This is a genomic window from Caballeronia humi (genome assembly GCF_001544475.1).
Taxonomy (GTDB): Bacteria; Pseudomonadota; Gammaproteobacteria; order Burkholderiales; family Burkholderiaceae; genus Caballeronia; species Caballeronia humi.
The window spans coordinates 58,706-74,821 of record NZ_FCNW02000008.1 but is presented as its reverse complement, the minus strand read 5'-3'; the positions used below and the strand labels follow the sequence as shown (position 1 = coordinate 74,821).

The window sequence follows — 16,116 nt, the reverse complement described above, 5'->3', positions numbered from 1 at the left end:
ATGCCTCTGGGGTATGGTGCGAGACTCGATCAGTATTGGACGGCGTGTGTTTGGCTCGCCTATTCTGGCCCGGCAGTGATCCATCAAGCCAACCAGAACAACGCGTCAAACGCACGGAGACACAATGAGTACCGCACTCGACGTATCGTCGCTGATCGACCGGGAGCCGATCCGCCCGTACCAATGGATGATCTTCGCCCTGTGCTTCGCCACGACGCTTTTCGACGGTTTCGATACCCAGGCGATTGCATACACCGGCCCCGCGATCGTTGCGGCGTTCGGTCTTCGGCCCGGCGACCTTGCGCCAATTTTGATCGCAGGCACGCTCGGCATGACGATCGGCGCGATGACGCTCGGCCTCCTCGGCGACCGCGCGGGACGGCGCCCGGCTTTGCTCGGCGGTGTCGCGCTCTTTAGCGTCGCCTCGCTGCTGACCGCATTTGCCGGAAGCACCAGCCAGATACTGATCCTGCGTTTCATTGCCGGGCTCGGCATGGGCGGCTGCACGCCCGTGCTGCTCGCGCTTGCCGCCGAATTCGGACCTGCGCGGCATCGCGGCGCGATTATGACGGGCGTGCTGCTGGGCCTGCCCGCGGGCGCGATGCTGGGCGGTCTGCTCGCGGCGCGCATGATGCCGGTCATCGGATGGCAGGGCGTGTTCATCGTCGGCGGCGCGGCGCCGCTCGTGCTGCTCGTCGTGCTTTATTTCGCGCTGCCCGAATCGCTCAATTACCTTGTTAGCCGCTCACGCACGAACGGTATGCAGACGGTGCGCAAGACGCTGAGCCGGATCATACCCACAACGCTGCCCGCCGATATCGTATTCAAGGCACCGGAAGCGGCGGCGTCGCGCGCAAGCGTTGGGGCGCTCTTCAAGCATGGCAACGCACGCAACACGATCGCGATCTGGGGTGTCTATCTCTTCAACTGGATCGCGTGGTTCATGCTGCTCTCCTGGCTGCCGACGGTCCTCAAGGCCGCAGGTCTGCCCGCCGCGCAAGCGCCGATGGGAACGGTGGTCGTGAACGCGGTCTTCATCGTCTGCGCGATTCCGCTTTCCATTCTTCTGCCCAGGATCAACACGCGGCGCCTGCTGATCGCGCTCCTCGCATTGGGCATCGCGATTGCGATCGGGCTCTCTTATGCGGGTACGTCGTGGGACCTCGTGTTCGTGCTGGCAGGCGCGGCGGGGCTTGGCATCGGCGGTCAGCAGATCGCGCTCAACTATCTCGTGGTCGGCGCCTATCCGACGACGCTGCGTGCCACCGCAACAGGCTGGGCCATCGGCATGGGGCGCGTCGGCGCGATCGCGGGCTCGGCAGTAGGCGGCAGCGTGCTCGCGCTTGGCGGTCCAAGCGGGTTCTATATGGCGCTGGCTGTGCCGCTCGTCGCGGCGCTGCTGGCGGTCATCGCGATTCGCACGAGTGGCGATGTGATCGATCGCAATCTTGCGGCGGCGCATTGATGTTCGTTATCTAGCTGTTCTGGCCTGAGAGAAGGCTCGACTCGATCGAAGAATCGGCCAGCCGCGCTTGCAGTTTTCGAAGCAAGACAATCTTAAAAAAATCGGTTGGCGCCGTTCCTTGGCGGCGCAAGCAAAAGCCGATGTTCAAAGCAACCTTTCCAAATCTTTGAGTGAGCGTGAGCGCTTTTTGGCCCTTGCGCTCAGCGCTTCGTCGTGCCCTAAAGCAAGGTGCTACCAGGCGCCCACCAGCATTTCAGACCGACAGCGAAGGAGATATCGCATGCGTCAAATCGATGTTCACAAACTCGCGGACGATGCCCGCTTCAAGGGCTTCCACGCAATCGTGCTTTTCTGGTGCGCGCTGATCATCATCTTCGACGGCTACGATCTGGCTGTTGCCGGTATCGCGTTGCCGTCGATCATGAAGGACATGGGCGTCCAGCCGACGAGCGCTGGCTTCATGGTCAGCTCCGCGCTATTCGGCATGATGTTCGGCGCCGTATTCTTGGGAACGATCGCGGACCGAATCGGCCGCAAGCGCGCCATCGCCATTTGCATCGTGCTCTTCAGCGTATTCACGGCGGCTGCAGGTTTCACGAGCGACCCCGTGATGTTCAGCGTCACGCGTTTTCTCGCGGGGCTGGGTATTGGCGGGGTGATGCCGAACGTTGTCGCGCAGATGACTGAATATTCGCCGCGCAAGATCCGCAGCACGATGGTCACGCTGATGTTCAGCGGCTATTCCGTGGGCGGCATGCTCGCGGCGCTGCTCGGCAAAGGGCTGATCGAGCGCTTCGGCTGGCAGTCGGTGTTCATCGCCGCCGGCCTGCCGATCCTGCTCGTCCCGGCGATCCTCAAGTGGATGCCCGAGTCGATGCCGTTCCTCATCCGCTCGGGACGCATCGATACGCTGAAGGGCATCGTGTCGCGCATCGAGCCCGGCTACCAGCCGCAAGAAAGCGACCGCTTCGCGCTGCCCGGCGAAGACACCCGGCGTGCGCCGCCGATCGGCAAGCTGTTCACCGATGGCCGTGGCTTCAGCACGGTCATGCTATGGATCGCGTTCTTCATGTGCCTCTTCATGGTGTATGCGTTGAGTTCGTGGTTGACCAAACTCATGGCAAGCGCCGGCCACAGCCTCGGCTCGGCACTGACGTTCGTGCTGGTGTTGAACTTCGGCGCGATGATCGGTGCCATCGGTGGCGGATGGATGGCCGATCGCTTCAACATCAAGTACGTGCTGATCGCGATGTACGCGTTGGCGGCGGTATCGATCAGCCTGCTCGGCTTCAAGGTGCCGACGTGGGCGCTCTTCGTGCTGGTCGGGCTCGCGGGCGCATCGACCATCGGGACGCAGATCGTGACTTATGCATTCGCCGGCCAGTTCTATCCGATGGCAGTGCGGGCGACGGGTATCGGCTGGGCATCGGGCGTCGGGCGCAGCGGGGCGATTCTCGCGCCTATCGTGATCGGCGTGCTCGTCAGCATGGCGCTGCCGCTGCAGCAGAACTTCCTCGCGATCGCGGTGCCGGGGGTGATCGCGGTGCTCGCTGTTTCGTTGATCAATCAGCGACGCTCCGCCCAGCACGATCATGCGACGGCTGATCCATTAATAACCGAAGCGGCTTAGACGCCGCGTGTGTTGAATAACCACGGCTGGCGCAGCGTCATTGATCGCGAGTGCGTGAGAGATGCGCGTGGACAGGAGCTATACCCGCTTCCGTCTATCCGCCGCTCCCAGTACGAGATGGGCCAACGACCCAATCACGATGCCCCAGAACGCGGACCCGAGCCCAAGAAAGCTCATGCCCGATGCCGTGGCGACAAAAGTAATGAACGACGCTTCCCGGTGCTGTTCATCCTGCACGAGCGCGATCAGGTTCGATAGCGTCGCGCCGAGCAGTGCGAGCCCGGCGAGCACCGCAACGAAGCCTTTGGGAAGCGCTGCAAAAAGCAAAACGACTGTCCCCGCAAAGATGCCGCCGAGCAGGTAAAAGAAGCCATTCGCGATGCCTGCGATGTAGCGTTTATTCGGATCGCGGTGTGCATCAGCGCCCGTACAGAGCGCCGCGGTGATCGCGGCGATGACCACGGTGATCCCGCCGAACAGAGCGACGACCATCGATACCGCGCCCGTAATCATCAGGACGGGACGCGCGGGCGTCTGATAGCCGGACACTCTTAGAATCGCCAGCCCCGGAAGGAATTGACCAGTCAGGCTGACGAGAACCAAAGGCAACGCGAGACTGACAGTCGATTGCAAGGTCCAGTGCGGAACGATGAATTCGGGCCGCGTAATCTGGAGACTAACCGACTCGAAATGTGCCGTGCCGTGCACGACGGCAAAGATACTGCCAAGCACCAGCACGACGATGAGCGCATAACGCGGCAGCAGCCGCCGGAAGATCACATAGGCGGCCACCATGCCTAGTGCGAGCGCGGGATCGACGGAGACTGCCTTGAACACGCCGGTCGTGAATTGGAACAGGATGCCCGCCATCATCCCTGATGCGATGCCCGGCGGGATCTTCTTGATGACGAGGTCGAAGTAGCCCGATGCGCCAAGCGCGAGAATGATCAGCCCGGCGGTAATATAGGCGCCGATCGCTTCGTTGAGCGGCAGCGCGGGAAACAGCGTGACCAGCAGGGCCGTGCCGGGCGCGGACCACGCGGTGATGATCGGCTGCCTGAGCAACCAGCTCAGCGTGATGCCGCAAATAGCCGATCCGATCGAGATTCCCCATACCCACGAGGCAACCGTCGCGTTGCTGGCGTGAGCCGATCTCCCTGCTTCGAACAGGATCGCGAGCGGTCCCGCATAGGAGATCAGCACGGCCAACAGGCCGGCGGTGATTGCTGAAAGGGACAAGTCTTCCCGCAGGCTGCTGCCCTGTATCTGTTTTTGGCCGTCGAGGCTCATGGATCACATCGTCGTGTAAGGAAACAGCGCACGCAACTCTACATCGAAATCGCTGCATCGTCCTCCTCCCCAGATGCGATTCTGCTTCGCTACGAACAAGCGCGTAATCTGTCGGCTTGGATGCATCGGCGGGGACCGGTCGACGGTCTTCGAATCTCAGTCACTCACACGGGACGCTTCTCCATCATGGAATATCGACAACTCGGCCGCTCGGGCCTCAAGGTCTCCACTGTCACGCTCGGCACGATGACCATGGGCGGCAAGGGCAAGTTCGCTTACGTCGGCGACGTCAGCCTTGACGACGCGCGCCGCCAGATCGACATGTGCATCGACGCAGGCGTCAACCTGATCGATACCGCCGACGTTTATTCGAACGGCGCGTCGGAGGAGATCGTCGGCGAGGCGCTTGACGGCAAGCGCCGTGGCGGCGTGCTGATCGCGTCGAAAGCGCGCTTCCCGATGGGCGACGGCCCGAACGATCGTGGCCTCTCCCGTCATCATCTGGTGCGCGCTTGCGAGGCGAGCCTCAAGCGCCTCAAGACGGATGTCATCGATCTCTATCAAGTGCATGAATGGGACGGCATCACGCCGCTCGAAGAAACGCTCGAAGCGCTCGACTTGCTCACGCGGCAGGGCAAGATCCGCTATGTGGGCTGCTCGAACTACTCGGGCTGGCATCTGATGAAAGCGCTGCACGTCAGCGAGCGCGATCGACTGCCGCGCTTCGTGAGCCAGCAGATCCACTACACGCTCGAAGCGCGCGAAGCCGAATACGAGCTTGCGCCGATCGCGCTCGACCAGGGCTTGGGCATCCTCGTGTGGAGTCCGCTCGCGGGCGGGCTACTGTCCGGCAAGCACCGGCGCGACACGACGCCCGAAGGCACGCGCCAGCTCGCCGGCTGGACCGAGCCGCCGATCCGCGATGCCGAAAGGTTGTGGTCGATCGTCGATACGCTCGTCGAGATCGCGGGCGAGCAGAACGTGTCGGCTGCTCAGGTCGCGCTCGCGTGGACGCTTGGGCGGCCGGCGGTGGCGTCGGTGGTCATCGGCGGGCGCAACGAGGCGCAATTGCGCGACAACCTCGGCGCGGCCGATTTGAAGCTGTCTGCCGATCAGCGCGCGCGGCTCGACAAGGTCAGCGCGCCGCCGCTGCTTTATCCCTACTGGCATCAGATGCAGACCGCGAGCGACCGACTCAGCCCCGCCGATCTGTCGCTGCTTGCACCGCATATCGATGCATCGCGCAAGTGAGAGGCACACCGACATGACAGGCCATAGCAATCCGCTGCTGCGAGGCTGGCAAGCGTTGCCGCCCTTCGACGAGATTCGTGCGGAGCAATTCGCTCCTGCCTTCGCGGAGGCTTTCAAGCAGCATCTGAATGAAATCGATGCACTCGCCGACAACCCCTCCGCGCCCACGTTCGACAACACCGTCGCCGCGTTCGACGCAGCAGGCGCAACGCTTGATCGCGTGCGGTTGACGTTCGAGAACCTGTGCTCGTCGGAAGCGCCGCCTGCGTTGCAAGCGGTCGAGCGTGAAATGGCGCCGCTGCTCGCCGCGCACGACAGCAGGGTCACGCTGCACGCCGGTTTCTTCGCAAGGCTCGATACGATTCACCAGCAAGCCGACACGCTCGGTTTGAGCGAAGAGCAGCAGCGTCTGCTGCAACGCCTGCATACCGATTTCGTGCGCGCGGGCGCCACGCTGCACGGCGCCGATCGAGAGCGCTTTGCGGCCATCGCGACGCGGCTCGCCGATCGCCAGACGCAATTCGCGCAGAACGTCCTCGCCGACGAAGCCGCCTACCAGTTGCGCCTTTCTTCCGAAGCCGACCTCGCCGGTCTGCCCGAATTCCTGCGTCAGGCCGCGCGCGGCGCCGCACACGAACGCGGCGTGGACGGCTACGTCATCACGCTCGCACGGTCGCTGGTGCAGCCGTTCCTCACCTGGTCGTCGCGCCGCGATCTGCGCGAAGCGGCGTGGCGCGCGTGGACGAGTCGCGGAGAAACAGCGGCGCGCGACAACCGTCCGCTGGCGCGCGAAATTCTGGCGCTGCGGCAACAGCAGGCTCGCCTGCTCGGCTACGACCACTACGCCGACTACGCCCTGGCCGATCGCATGGCGGGAAGTGCCGCCGCCGTTCATGGGTTGCTTGCACAGGTGTGGGAACCGGCGAAGGCGAGCGTCGAAGAAGAATTGAAAGCGCTTGCCGCGCAAGCCTCCGCACTCGGCGAGCCGACCGACATCGAGCCGTGGGACTGGTATCACCTCGCCGAGAAAGTACGTGCGGATCGCTTCGCCCTCGACGATGCGCAAGTGAAGCCGTACTTCAGCCTCGATGCAATGCAGAACGCGATGTTCGATTGCGCGGGCCGGTTGTTCGGTCTGGAGTTCGTCGAGCAGCGAGGCGTGCCGTTGTATCACCCGGACGTGCGACTGTGGGAAGTGCGCCGGGGAGGGGAGCGCGTGGGCGTTTTCATCGGCGACAACTACGCGCGGCCGAACAAGCAGGGCGGCGCGTGGATGAGCATCTACCGCAGGCAGAAGCGCGATGCCGGCGGCGGCAAGGTCGAGCCGATCGTGGTGAACAACACCAACTTCTCACGCGTCGAAAACGGCCCGACGCTGCTCGGTTTCGACGACGTCCGCACGCTGTTCCACGAATTCGGCCACGGCCTGCACGGCTTGCTGTCGGATGTCACGTATGGCCGGTTGTCGGGCACGAACGTGCCGCGCGATTATGTCGAGTTGCCGTCGCAGTTGATGGAGCACTGGGCCACCGTGCCGGAAGTGCTCGCGAAGCATGCGCGGCATGTGACGACCGGTGAGCCGATTCCCGCTGTGCTGATCGAGCGCATCAGGGCTGCGCAGACTTTCAATCAGGGGTTCGATACGGTCGCGTACACATCGTCGGCGCTGATCGACATGGCGCTCCATTCGCAGAAGGACGCTGACGGTATCGATATCGCGCGGTTCGAAGCCGAGGAGCGCGAGCGTATCGGCGTGCCGCGCGAAGTGGGCATGCGTCATCGCTTGCCGCACTTCGGGCACATCTTCAGCGGCAGCTACTATGCGGCCGGATACTACGTGTACATGTGGGCGGAAGTGCTCGAAGCCGATGCATTCGATGCATTCGAGGAAGCCGGCAACGCGTTCGATCCCGCGCTCGCGGACAGGCTGCAACGCCAGGTGTACAGCGCGGGCGACAGCCGCGAGCAACGCGCCGCGTACCGCGCGTTTCGCGGCCGTGATCCGCGCGCCGAATCGATGTTGCGCAAACGCGGCTTGCTGGCGGGCTGATCAGACGTGATCTGATCGCGGTCCCGATGCCGCGACGGGCATCACCTCGTCGGTCCGGTCGAAGACTTTTTCGGGCTCGTCGGCTTCTTCGGGCGTTTCGTTGTCGAGGACTCTGCGCATCCTGTCTTCGTCGAGTTCGCGGGTCCACTTGGCGACCACGAGCGTCGCCACCGCGTTGCCGATGAAATTCGTCAGCGCGCGCGCCTCCGACATGAACCGGTCGATGCCGAGAATCAGCGCGAGTCCTGCGACGGGTACGTGTCCGACCGCGGCGAGCGTTGCCGCAAGCACGATGAACCCGCTGCCCGTCACGCCGGCGGCGCCTTTGGACGTCAACAGCAACACGGCCAGCAGCGTGAGCTGATGCGTGAGGTCGAGTGGTGTGTTGGTCGCCTGCGCGATGAAGATGGCCGCGAGCGTGAGGTAGATCGACGTGCCGTCGAGGTTGAACGAATAGCCCGTGGGAATCACGAGCCCGACCACCGATTTTTTCGCGCCGAGATTCTCGAGCTTGACCATCACGCGAGGCAAAGCCGCCTCCGATGACGACGTGCCCAGCACGATGAACAGTTCTTCCTTGAGATACTTGATCAGTTTGAGCACGCTGAAGCCGTGAAACCGCGCTATCAGTCCGAGCACGACGAAGATGAACAGCAGGCAGGTGGCATAAAACGTCAGCATCAGCTTGCCGAGCGAGAGCATGCTGCCGATGCCGTACTTGCCGATCGTGAAGGCCATCGCGCCGAACGCGCCGATCGGCGCCACTTTCATGATGATGCCGACGATGCCGAAGAAGACATGCGAGATCTTCTCGACGAAGTCGAATACGAGCGTGCCCCGGCCGCCGAACCTGTGCAACGCGAAGCCGAACATCAGCGCGAACAGCAGGACCTGAAGTATCTCGCCCTTGGCGAACGCGTCGACGACGGTCGAGGGGATGATGTTCATCAGGAACTCGGTCGTGCTCTCCATCTTGCGACCGCTGGTGACGGTGGCGACCGCCTTGGCGTCGAGCGTCGAAGGATCGACGTTCATGCCGGCGCCCGGCTGCACCAGGTTGACGATCACGAGTCCCACCACGAGCGCGATGCCGCTGACGATTTCAAAATAGAGCAGCGCAAGCCCACCGGTCTTGCCGACCTTCTTCATGTCCTCCATGCCGGCAATGCCTACCACGACCGTGCAGAAGATGATCGGGGCGATGATCATCTTGATGAGCTTGATGAACGCGTCGCCGAGCGGCTTCATCGTTTCTGCGGTGTGCGGCGCAAAAAATCCGAGCAGAACGCCGGCGATGATCGCGACGATCACCTGAAAATAAAGTGATCTGTAAAGCGGTTTGTGCGCTGCCATTTGAGCCCCCAAACAGTCACTTCGGTCGTCGTCAGCGCCCTCACGCGGGCCGCCGTCGCGATACCGGTCGATCAAACATTATCTGCTTACCGGATCATTACGAAGGCTAGGCTTCCCGTTCGTCGGCGGCAACCGGGCAAACCCGAGGGTGCGTTGCAGCAAAACGTTTGCAAGAGCGGGCGTTCCCGGGCGATTCGTCAAAAGGCGCAACGCATTACAAAGCCACTACGCGCTTAAGCCGCTCATAAGGTTCGGCTCGCTATGCTCTGTGGCACTCTTTTTTTGATCGCCGCAAGCGTGATTGACCACCGATCGCCACTCACAGGAATTCGACATGACCAAAGACGCCCATACCGCAACCGAATATGCCCTAAGCAAAGTCCCTCAGATTACCCTGGGCTTCTGGGTCATCAAGATCGCCGCCACGACGCTCGGCGAGACGGGCGGTGACTGGGTGACGATGTCATTGAACCTCGGCTATCTGATCGGCTCGGCGATCTTCACGTTGTTCTTCATCGTGCTCGTCTCCGGGCAGATCAAGGCCGATCAGTTCCGACCGTTCCTCTATTGGGCGACCATTGTCGCCACGACGACGCTCGGCACGACGATGGCTGATTTCGCCGATCGATCGCTCGGTGTCGGCTATCCCGGCGGCGTCGCGATCATTCTGGTGCTCCTCGTCGCGAGCCTTGCGATCTGGTATCGAACCGAAGGCGACGTCTCCGTTCAAAGCATCACGACGCCCAAGGCCGAATGGTTCTACTGGATCACGATCCTGCTTTCGCAGACGCTCGGCACGGCGCTCGGCGACTGGCTGGCCGGCGACGATCGCGGCGGCCTCGGGCTCGGCTACGAATATGGCGCGCTGATCTTCGGGGCGGGTCTGGTGGTGGTCGCGGTGCTCTATTTCCGCACGGCGATATCGCGCACGGCGCTCTTCTGGGCCGCTTTCATCCTGACGCGGCCGCTCGGCGCGACGCTCGGCGATTTTCTCGACAAGCCCGTCGCGCAGGGCGGCCTGCATGTCAGCCGGCTGTACGCTTCGCTGATCCTGCTTGCGTTTATCGTCGTCAGCGTCGCGCTGATTCCGCAGCGCGCCGCGCAGAAAACCGAGCCGGTTTGAGCGGACGCGTTACAGCGTTATCGGCCGAAGAAGACGTTGCACTGCGGGTCCGAGCGGCATGGCCGTGACTGGTATCGTCCCATTTGCTTCCGGGTGTCCGGTACCGCTCCGTACGATGTGTCCGGGGTCGACTGGCTCGTCGCTGCGGCGTTGGTGGGATCGGCGGCGCCAGGCTGGCCCTGGGCGTAAGCCGTCCCTGTCAAGGCGAACAAACCGAGCGCGGTTGTCGCCAAAATCTGTGCTGATTTCATGTTAGCTCCTTGGATACACGCGAGTGCGGACCGCCAATGACGGCTCATGATGTCGATATGACGGGTTCTTTAGGGTCTCGCATCCGGCACGCGCAAGGCATGGCGTGGTGCGAACCTCGTACGAGGGAACATCTGCTCGGCGGTCGCCGGACAGTGCAGAGAGGCGGGCGAAATCGGCGGAAGCCGATTCGACTTCGTGAGTCGTTCGGTGCGGCAAGAAAGCGGTCTGCCTCTACGTTATAGACCGTCCGATTGCTTGGTGTGAGGAATTGCGCCTGGCGCCTCGTTGGTGGCAAGAACGGGCGGCGTGGAGACTCGCAGGTCGCTAAAAAGAATCGTCGCTCTGGTGTGGGAAACACACGAACGCAGCGCACGCAACCGATGCTATCGTTCCTGCCATCCGTCGTCATCGAAAGGAGAGGCTCGTGAACGCATGGCTGCATCAGGCGTGGTCGACGGTGCAGCGCGAGTTTTCGGATCTGAACGACACGGAGGACGTGACGCAAGTCGTCCTCCGGCTGGGTCTCGCGCTCGTGCTCGGCGGTGTGCTCGGTTTCGAGCGAGAAATGGCGGGCCGGGACGCGGGCTTGAGGACCCACATGCTGGTGTCGGTCGGTGCGGCGCTGTTCGTGCTCGTGCCGCTCCAGTCGGGTTTCTCGCAGGAGAACATGAGCCGCGTGATTCAGGGGCTCGTGTCCGGGATCGGCTTTCTCGGCGCCGGTGCGATCATCAAGCTGAGCGCCGAGCGCGAGGTGCGAGGGCTCACGACAGCGGCGAGTCTCTGGGTCAGCGCGGCCGTCGGCATGGCGGCGGGCTTGGGGCGCGAGGCAACCGCGATTCTCAGCGTGGCGATCGCGCTGATCATTCTTTCGGCGGCACGGGTGCGTAGACCGGCGGAGTCGTCGGAGACATCAGAACCGCCGAAATGATCGAATGACGAGTTCCAGCGACGGTACGGGAGTCGCGCCTCTTTGAACTCGTGCAGCACTTCCCTTTCTTCGACGCAGAACTTCGGCTGCGGGCGTCGGCACAACTCTGAAGCCCACATGTCCTGCGTCCAATCGTTCGCTGCGATGACTTCGCGCGCGAATTTGTGCTGCTGGTCGGCTCAGGGCCGATCCCGGCAGAGCAAATCACGCACGTTTTGATTAGGGTTTATACTTATATACATCTGTGATCGTTCCAGAGCTAGCGCAATGCCGCCCTTTTTACGCCCGCATCAGCGCAACTGTTGTCGAAGAAACATATTCAGAGGTACCACGCCATGAAATCGCTTTTTGCCATAGTCATCTGGGCTACTGTCCTGACTCCTGTCGTCACAAGCTGGATTCCGAGAATCCGCGCATCGGTGCTGGAAGCGCTGCAAGTGCGCGCCGAGGTCAGTGAAATCATGGCCGAAGCGTATCGTCGTCAGCGCTAGGCTCAGGCGCAGCCAGGCAAGCAGGGGCGACGCAATGTCGCTCTCGTCGAGCAGGTCTTAAGACAGCCTCAGCGCGGCAACTTTATTCATACAACCCGCTCTGCATCGAGCCCCACCTTCGCGCACAGCCAGTCGCAGAAGCACTTCACCTTCTCTGCGTTGCGTTCGTTCACGCGATACGACAGAAAATGCGTCTCCCGGGCGAGCGGCTCGAAAACGTCCGCACCGAATTCAACCAGTTCTCCACGCGAGAGCTCGCGCTCGGCGAGTCGCGTAGTTTCGAGCGCAACGCCCATGCCGTCGACCGCCGCCGATATCGCGAGCGCGCCGCGATCGAACGACGGCCGCGCGCGCGGTGGCAACGCAAGTCCGTTGAGCGCGAACCAGTCGGACCAAGTCACGCGGCTCAGTTGGGAATCGATGAGCGTCAGTTCGGCCATCTGTTGCGCGGCGGGCACATCGCGCCGCACGAGCGCTGGCGCGCACATCGGCACGATACGCTCGGCGCCCAGCGCGCGCGTGACGACCCCCGGACGCAACTGAGCGATCGCATACGAAATCGCGACATCGACTTCATGCACGCGCGTGAGATCGATCGGCTCCGCCCCGGACGACAGCCGGATCGTCACTCCCGGATACGCCTGCATGAACTCGGGCAGGCGCGGACCGAGCCACTTCGCCGCGAAGCTCGGCGCGCTGTGAACGGCGAGCACCTGGGCGTCGGGCGCGAGCGACACCTCGCTGCACGCCGCCTCGATCACATCGAACACGCGGCCGAGGCTCTCAAAAAGACGCCGCCCTTCCGACGTCGCCTCCACCCGCCGATTGCGCCGGTAAAAGAGCGGCCGCCCGAAATACTCCTCGAGCTCTTTCACCTGATGGCTGATCGCGGACTGCGTCAGATGCAGTTCTTCCGCTGCAAGCGTGAAACTCTCCAGCCGCGCGGCGGCTTCGAAGGCGCGCAGCAACACGAAACTCGGTATCCGTCTCATGCCTCTCACCGATACATGAATGTCGTTCATCTTTCTATGAACAGCCATCGTTTGTCAATGAGGGCCGCGGCCGCGACCATAGGACCCGTCGAAGCAATCCGTTCCCAACACTTCAAAGGAGTTCCGTCATGGCCGCAGTCATGGATGCACCGCCGCAATCGATCGTCAAGGCAGGCAAGGTTTCGATCTACCAGCCCGAACAGCAAGGCCTGATCTTTCCCGAGGTGCCGTCGTTTTCGCATCACGCGGCGCATCGGCAGCATCTGAAGGAACGGCTCGTCGGCGCGTGCCGCGCGTTTGCGCAGCAAGGATTCGACTACGGCTTCGCCGGTCACCTGACCGTGCGCGATCCCGAGAATCCCGGCCTCTACTGGACCAATCCGATGGCCGTGCACTTCTCGCAAGTGAAGGTCTCGAACCTGATCTGCGCGGACCACGAGGGGCGCGTCGTGGAAGGCCGTCACGCGATCAACCGCGCCGGCTTCGTGCTGCACGCGGCGGTGCACGAGATGCATCAGGACATCGTCGCGATGTGCCACGCGCATACCGTATATGGCACCGCGTTCGCGTCGCTCGGCAGAAAGCTCGAGCCGATCACGCAGGACGCCGCCGCGTTCTTCGAGGATCACGTCGTGATCGGCGACGAAGCGGGGCAGGTCGCCGTGGAAGTGAAGGCGGGGCACAAGGTCGCGAATGCGTTCAAGGGCGTGAAGGCCGCGATCCACCAGAACCACGGGCTGTTGACGGCTAGCCGGCACAGCATCGAATCGGCGGCGTTCTGGTTCATCGCGCTCGAGCGTTGCTGCCAGCAGCAACTGCTCGTCGAGGCGACCGGCATCGCGCCGAAGCTCGTAACGCCCGAACGCGCGCGCTATAGCCGCGAGCACGTGGGCAGCGATTACATCGGCTGGCTGCACTTCCAGGCGATCTGGGATGACCTCGTTGCTGCTCAGCCCGACATGTTCGACTGAACACGTATTCAAACACCGCGACATACCGCACGGCGGCACGCAAAAAGAGCGCGAAAGACGCCAGGCCGCCGCAATTGGCACCCCAGCAACCATCTTGCATGAGACCAGAGTCAGCGCTAAAGCGCCAAATCTCGTCGACATGCTCTGCATGGGGTCACAGTAAGCGCTAAAGCGCTAACTGTGGCCGACATACGCTGCATGGGGCCACAGTAAGCGCTAAAGCGCTAACTGTGGCCGACACAGGAGACACACAATGAGTTCCCCCAGTCCGGTTGCGTATTACGAAGGCTCGGAGTCGTCCACCTATGCGAAGGTGACATGGCGACTTCTACCGTTCCTGTTCCTATGTTACTTGTGCGCATATCTCGATCGCATCAACGTGAGCTTCGCGAAATTGCAGATGCTGCAGGATCTCCATTTCAGCGATGCCGTCTACGGCGCGGGTGCCGGCGTCTTCTTCGTCGGCTATCTGCTTTTCGAAGTGCCCAGCAACCTGATCCTGCTGCGCGTCGGCGCCCGACGATGGATCGCGCGCATCATGATCACGTGGGGCGTGATCTCGGCGGGCATGATGTTCGTCACCACGCCGACGAGCTTCTACATCATGCGTTTCCTGCTCGGCGTCGCTGAAGCCGGGTTCATCCCCGCGATCCTGCTTTACCTCACGTACTGGTTTCCTGCGTCGCGGCGCAGCAAGGTCACCGCGCTCTTCATGACGGGCATCCCGATGTCGGGCGTGGTCGGCGGGCCGCTGTCGGGCTGGATCATGAATCACATGAACGGGTCGCACGGCATCGCCGGCTGGCAGTGGCTGTTTCTGCTGGAAGGCATTCCGACGGCGATCGTCGGGCTCATCGCTTTTTTCTATCTCGACGACAAGGTCGCCGATGCAAAGTGGCTCACCGGTTCACAAAAGGCGATGCTCGAAGCCAACCTGAGGGAAGAGCAGCCCGCCCACGCGCTGCATTCGGTAAAGGACGGCCTGATGCATCCGAAGGTGCTGCTGCTGAGCCTGATCTACTTCTTCTTCACGATGGGCCTCTACGGCGTGAGCTTCTGGCTGCCGACACTCGTGAAGGCGAGCGGCGTGGCCGATCCGCTGGACATCGGCCTGCTCTCCGCGATTCCTTATGCGGCTGCTGCTGTGTCGATGTTGCTCGTCAGTCAGAGCTCGGACGCACGCGGCGAGCGTCGCTGGCATCTGGCCGTGCCGGGCGTGGTCGGAGCGGCGGGATTGTGCGCGAGCGTCGCGTTCGCCCATTCGACGCCGATCGCGATGATCGCGTTGACGATCGGTACGATGGGCGTCATGACGACGATCTCGCAATTCTGGGTGCTACCGCCCGCCATCCTGAGCGGCGCTGCGGCCGCCGCAGGACTCGCGTTGGCGAACTCGATCGGCAGCGTTTCCGGGGTCGTCAGTCCGTATGTGATCGGACTGATCCAGACCGGCACGGGATCGACGGGTAACGGCGTGCTAGGGCTGGCGGTGAGCCTGATCATCGGCAGCGTGCTTGTTTTCACCGTGCCTGCTGCGCTCGTAAACAGCCGTCGCAAGGACGGTTCGACGTAACTGCTCCGACCCCTTGTTTTGTGAGGTTCTTTGCTTTAGCTCGCTCGTTCTTCCATGTCACTCAACACACGGCCGAGCCGCTCGACGAGATTTTCGCGCGCGCGGGTCGTGTGCAGGTCGGTGAGTTCGGAGGCGAGCTTCGGGTCCTTGTCGGCGATGGCTGCCGCGATGGCCGCATGTTCGTCCCAGATCGACTTGCGCTGCCCGGTTGCCTGCAATACCGCGCCCATCACGCGGCGCAGATGCACCCAGTGCATCTGCGCCGTCTCCGCGATCAGCGGATTGCCCGACGCCGCATAGATTGCCGCGTGGAAGGCCATGTCAGCGTCGATCATTGCCTTGACGTCGTCACCCTTCGAGGCACGGCGGCCGTTGGCGATCAGCGCCTTGTCGAGCTTCGCGCCACGCTCGGCGGCGAGCCGCGCGGCGAGCGAATCGAGCGCGCCGCGAATCTCGTACAGATGGCTGATCCACCCGGCATCGAGCGGCGTCACGAGCAGGCCGCGGCCAGGCGCGTCCTGCACGAGTCCGTCCTTCTTGAGGAGCCGCAGCGCCTGCAGCACCGGCGAACGCGACACCGCCAGTTGTTCCGCAATCTCCTCCTGCGTGATGCGCGTCCCCGGCGCGAGCGTCCCGGAACTGATGGCGTCGAGAAGCACCTTGTAGACCTCGTCCACGTAGTCGGTGCGCGCCTGAAGCTTGAGCAGTTTGGCCGCCATGATTTAAACACTCTCACTGGATACAGAA

Annotated in this window: 13 protein-coding genes; 9 read left to right on the top strand and 4 right to left on the bottom strand. The window is 62.8% G+C overall.

Annotation, left to right across the window (positions count from 1 at the left end; all coding sequences use genetic code 11):
* Nucleotides 1-124 precede the first annotated feature (124 nt).
* Entirely contained in the window at nucleotides 125-1,465 is a 1,341-nt protein-coding gene (locus AWB65_RS11090) for an MFS transporter (protein ID WP_200821700.1), read from the top strand.
* A 280-nt stretch (nucleotides 1,466-1,745) separates the two neighbouring features.
* Nucleotides 1,746-3,095, top strand: a complete 1,350-nt coding sequence (locus tag AWB65_RS11085; protein ID WP_087667209.1) for an MFS transporter — start codon at nucleotides 1,746-1,748, stop codon at nucleotides 3,093-3,095.
* A 78-nt stretch (nucleotides 3,096-3,173) separates the two neighbouring features.
* On the opposite strand, the gene AWB65_RS11080 is transcribed toward AWB65_RS11085, so the two are convergent.
* Nucleotides 3,174-4,385, bottom strand: coding sequence for a benzoate/H(+) symporter BenE family transporter (locus AWB65_RS11080; RefSeq protein ID WP_087667208.1), 1,212 nt, complete (start codon nucleotides 4,383-4,385; stop codon nucleotides 3,174-3,176).
* Nucleotides 4,386-4,571: 186 nt separating this feature from the next.
* Between AWB65_RS11080 and AWB65_RS11075 the strand changes: the two genes are divergently transcribed.
* Nucleotides 4,572-5,636 carry an aldo/keto reductase gene (locus AWB65_RS11075; RefSeq protein WP_087667207.1) on the top strand — a complete coding sequence of 355 codons (1,065 nt, stop codon included), beginning with the start codon at nucleotides 4,572-4,574 and terminating at the stop codon, nucleotides 5,634-5,636.
* A 13-nt stretch (nucleotides 5,637-5,649) separates the two neighbouring features.
* Nucleotides 5,650-7,686, top strand: coding sequence for a M3 family metallopeptidase (locus AWB65_RS11070; RefSeq protein WP_087667206.1), 2,037 nt, complete (start codon nucleotides 5,650-5,652; stop codon nucleotides 7,684-7,686).
* Here AWB65_RS11070 and AWB65_RS11065 read toward each other — a convergent pair whose 3' ends face one another.
* Entirely contained in the window at nucleotides 7,687-9,039 is a 1,353-nt protein-coding gene (locus AWB65_RS11065; RefSeq protein WP_087667205.1) for a dicarboxylate/amino acid:cation symporter, read from the bottom strand. It lies immediately after the preceding gene.
* Nucleotides 9,040-9,373: 334 nt separating this feature from the next.
* On the opposite strand from AWB65_RS11065, the gene AWB65_RS11060 reads away from it, so the two are divergent.
* The 3 genes from AWB65_RS11060 (at nucleotide 9,374) to AWB65_RS36320 (ending at nucleotide 11,833) form a co-directional block, all read left to right on the top strand.
* Nucleotides 9,374-10,162, top strand: coding sequence for a COG4705 family protein (locus tag AWB65_RS11060; protein ID WP_087667204.1), 789 nt, complete (start codon nucleotides 9,374-9,376; stop codon nucleotides 10,160-10,162).
* A 676-nt stretch (nucleotides 10,163-10,838) separates the two neighbouring features.
* On the top strand, nucleotides 10,839-11,342 hold the full coding sequence (locus AWB65_RS11050) for an MgtC/SapB family protein (protein WP_087667202.1): 504 nt from the start codon (nucleotides 10,839-10,841) through the stop codon (nucleotides 11,340-11,342).
* 335 nt (nucleotides 11,343-11,677) lie between these two features.
* Nucleotides 11,678-11,833 (top strand): hypothetical protein, encoded by a 156-nt coding sequence (locus AWB65_RS36320; protein WP_159907609.1) that lies wholly within the window; start codon nucleotides 11,678-11,680, stop codon nucleotides 11,831-11,833.
* Nucleotides 11,834-11,919: 86 nt separating this feature from the next.
* Here the strand turns inward: AWB65_RS36320 and AWB65_RS11045 are convergent, their stop codons facing one another.
* Nucleotides 11,920-12,825, bottom strand: coding sequence for a LysR substrate-binding domain-containing protein (locus AWB65_RS11045; protein WP_235007588.1), 906 nt, complete (start codon nucleotides 12,823-12,825; stop codon nucleotides 11,920-11,922).
* A 128-nt stretch (nucleotides 12,826-12,953) separates the two neighbouring features.
* Here AWB65_RS11045 and AWB65_RS11040 point away from each other — a divergent pair, with 128 nt between their 5' ends.
* Nucleotides 12,954-13,796 (top strand): class II aldolase/adducin family protein, encoded by an 843-nt coding sequence (locus AWB65_RS11040; RefSeq protein ID WP_087667200.1) that lies wholly within the window; start codon nucleotides 12,954-12,956, stop codon nucleotides 13,794-13,796.
* Nucleotides 13,797-14,049: 253 nt separating this feature from the next.
* Entirely contained in the window at nucleotides 14,050-15,369 is a 1,320-nt protein-coding gene (locus AWB65_RS11035) for an MFS transporter (RefSeq protein ID WP_087667199.1), read from the top strand.
* A gap of 35 nt (nucleotides 15,370-15,404) precedes the next feature.
* On the opposite strand, the gene AWB65_RS11030 is transcribed toward AWB65_RS11035, so the two are convergent.
* On the bottom strand, nucleotides 15,405-16,088 hold the full coding sequence (locus tag AWB65_RS11030; protein WP_087667198.1) for a GntR family transcriptional regulator: 684 nt from the start codon (nucleotides 16,086-16,088) through the stop codon (nucleotides 15,405-15,407).
* Nucleotides 16,089-16,116 lie beyond the last annotated feature (28 nt).